We start from the raw sequence: 3,021 nt of genomic DNA on the forward strand, positions 1-3,021 counted from the left end.
GGTTCTCCACATAGCTGTAGCGGTTGTAGCTCTGCAGTTCATAGGGCTGCGTCACCGCGCGGTCGACGGACAGGAAACGCCCAATGGACGCGTCGTACATCCGCCCATTCATGTGCGTSAGCCCGATGTCATCGAGCTGCTCRTGGCCGGTGAAGCCGCGGTCCGTGCCGCTGTTGAYGGYSGGGCTCCAGTCGATCACCAGMGYGCYGGCMKCGTCGTAGTTGCCGTTSGCGAAGCGCCGCTTGCCGAACGGGTCGTACGCGTCGCGGGCCGTCACGTCGCCGTTGTGGTCCGTCGTCGCTGCGATGCTGCCCAGGTGGTCCTTGTCTCAGTTTCTCGCTCAGGTACTTCTTCTCTGGTGGAAGTCAGCGGGCTTCACTTTCAGTTTGCGGTTTTCCGTGAAATACACATCCTCCAATCGCAGCAATGGGGAATAGTCTCCGTCCGCTATCGGGGTCCCGAGAAACCTAAACGATTGCAGGTCGCGGAGATCCCGTATGAAATCGATCGACTTCATGACTCCGCATCGATGCAGCTTCAACTCCTGGAGTTTCTTGAAAGAGGCAATATGTTCATGGTCTTCAATTTTTTTGCAGTCGGCAGCCACAAAGGATACCAATTGCTGAAGCCCAAGGTCCGTGAGTTGCTCAAGTTGATCGAGTCGATGCAACTCAAGTATTTTCAATCCTGGATATCCCGCAACTCCAGATAGGCTTTTTACATTTGATTTAACCAGTTCAAGTTCAGTAAGATTCGGGAACGCCGGGAAGTCGGAAAGATCAGCTGCGCGATATTTCCACACATGCAATGATTCAACCTTCGAGCTGGTCTCATTGAGGAAAATTCTGCGATGCCAAAAGACCGACAATCTCTTTAGTCTGGGCAACCGTCCAAGATCCAGTGTTTGCTTCGTCTCGTCTATAGAGACCTCTTCAAGGCACGGCAGTTGCTCCAATGCGCTGACCGCGACATCGGGCAATCGCTGTACAACCAGAATCTTCAAGTTTGGTAGTCCGACAAGAGATTGTAATACTTCGTCGGAACACCCTTCATCCGGGGCGACAGCTACGCCACTCACGGAGCCAGAAGCGAGCTCATCCGCAATCTCAGATCTCATTCTCTCTGAGAATATTGCAATAGAGCTGCTGCCCCACTTTATAGCTTGAATCACTAGAAGACTCCGATATCAACGACCATCTTGATTGAGATATCTTTCGCGGCGAATTGATCTTGTTGTAGTTGTTCGAATTCTGAACGCCGCCGTCATTGCGGATTCTCTTGGCCTCGTCCTTGAAAGCCTCCCGCATGTTCGTGGATGAAGTCCACTCTGTCTCTTTGACTGGATCAGTGTTTTCTTCGGCCTTCTCTTTTCCAGACTGCTTTGCACGTTCCTCAGATCCTTTACCGTGATACTTCTTGCCGCTTTCGTGGGTATTGGTATAGGAGCCTACTTTGCCGTCACTATCCTCATTGGCTGCCCGGTCTCCAGCCCCTCGGCCGGCTGCCCGCTCCCACCGTTGCGTTGAGCACCGCGTCAAACACGAGGACCGCGCCATCTTGTCTGAGCCACCGTCCACCCAGCACGCGTGGCCAACATCGCTCAGGTCATGAGCTTTCGCGCAGGAAAGGGCCAGAGAAGGATTCGCAGGCCATCTCCAATTCGGCTACCTCAATGAAGTGCTCGCTGTTCTCCTGACCTTCCTTCGAAAGCTGTTCCGCATGGCAGTTGAAGATGCTTCGAAAGCGAGAGTCGATGACTTGGACTCAGTCTTGACCAAGGCCACGAGTCGGGTAGGGCGCTTCGTCAACCACGCTGCTCTTCGACAAACCTTTTTAGCAAGTCGGCCAACTCCAGCGCCTCATGTTCCGCAAGTTCAACTGGATCGTTAAACCTATTGCGGCTCTTCAAACAGATGACGCCACTGTCGTCGAGCCATACGCATATTTCTCCACCAGCGAACTCGTGGATTGAGGGGTCATCCGCTTTTGTCGTCATCTTCAGGTCCTTGGTCGAATAGGAAAGTGGAGATCACCGCCAGCATTCGGGTCACCGATGCCTCGCCCGCCCGGTTCGAATCCGTGTGCATGGGGCGCAGCTGCTCTGGGATTGTCGTAGGGAAGCCCCGTGTCTTTGTCTAAGTGTCCCGGGTGGATCAACAGGCGTTCCTTTCCGCTCACTGGATCGCGCCATTTGCCTGCCTTCGTAGGATCCTGGACGAGGCCTTTGTCCTTGGCGAGCTTCTCCAACTCCTCTTCCGTTTTACCCTCGAGTTCTTCGGGTTTGATTTCCGGACTCGTTGGCGTGCTTGCTCCAGTCGATACGCCCTCCGCCGGCTGCTCCGCCCCCACCGTCGCGTTGAGCACCGCGTCGAACGCGAGTACCGCGCCTTCCTGCCCGAGCCACCGGCCGCCCAGCACAATGCCGGGCGCCAGTGGCGAACACAGCCCGCCCGACAACGTTGCACAACCGGTAGCCAACCCGCCACCCACGGTCCCGCCGAGCATACCGCCGCCGAACCGCACGACGCTTCGCACCACGGGAACCACCACTCGCCAGTGCTTGGCTGCCTTCCTGGCCTGCTCGGCTGACGCAAGCAGCATTGCCTTGATGGAGTTGACGCAGGATTCGCCGCACTTCCATTCCCGGTGCCCGGTGATCCACACAATCGGCTGGACCACCTGTGTCAGATCGTTCCAGCCACTCGGATCAGTTCGCGCCAGCGGATCGTTGCGCACATAGCTGTAGCGGTTGTAGCTCTGCAGATCCAGCGGATCCGTCACGCTCGCATCACCCGCCAGGAACCGCCCGAGGGCCGCGTCGTAGATCCGGCCGTTCATGTGCGTGAGCCCGATGTCGTCGAGCTGCTCATGGCCGGTGAAGCCGCGGTCAGTTCCGCTGTTGATGGCGGGGCTCCAGTCGATCACCAGCGTGCCGGCCGCGTCGTAGTTGCCGTTGGCGAAGCGCCGCTTGCCGAACGGGTCGTACGCGTCGCGGGCCGTCACGTCGCCGTTGTGGTCCGT

The 3,021-nt window shown here is 57.1% G+C and carries 5 protein-coding genes; all 5 read right to left on the reverse strand.

The window, feature by feature from the left end; translation table 11 throughout:
* Window positions 1-277, reverse strand: a 277-nt coding sequence (locus AC1D01_RS27660) for an RHS repeat-associated core domain-containing protein (RefSeq protein WP_477872109.1), incomplete at its 3' end; no start/stop codon positions are given.
* Between the two features lie 63 nt (window positions 278-340).
* Window positions 341-1,003, reverse strand: coding sequence for a leucine-rich repeat domain-containing protein (locus AC1D01_RS27665; RefSeq protein WP_477872111.1), 663 nt, complete (start codon window positions 1,001-1,003; stop codon window positions 341-343).
* Window positions 1,004-1,106: 103 nt separating this feature from the next.
* Complete coding sequence (locus tag AC1D01_RS27670) at window positions 1,107-1,577, reverse strand: hypothetical protein (RefSeq protein WP_477872114.1); 471 nt, start codon at window positions 1,575-1,577, stop codon at window positions 1,107-1,109.
* Between the two features lie 227 nt (window positions 1,578-1,804).
* Window positions 1,805-1,996: a hypothetical protein gene (locus AC1D01_RS27675; protein ID WP_477872116.1), complete on the reverse strand. Its 192-nt coding sequence runs from the start codon at window positions 1,994-1,996 to the stop codon at window positions 1,805-1,807.
* Window positions 1,997-1,998: 2 nt separating this feature from the next.
* Window positions 1,999-3,021, reverse strand: a 1,023-nt coding sequence (locus tag AC1D01_RS27680) for an RHS repeat-associated core domain-containing protein (RefSeq protein ID WP_477872118.1), incomplete at its 5' end; no start/stop codon positions are given.

Source organism: Rhizobacter sp. P3_B12 (assembly GCF_056402895.1).

Excerpts from the sequence above, each read along its gene's own strand:
- AC1D01_RS27675 (WP_477872116.1), bottom strand. The coding sequence starts at position 1,996 with ATGACGACAAAAGCGGATGACCCCTCAATCCACGAGTTCGCTGGTGGA.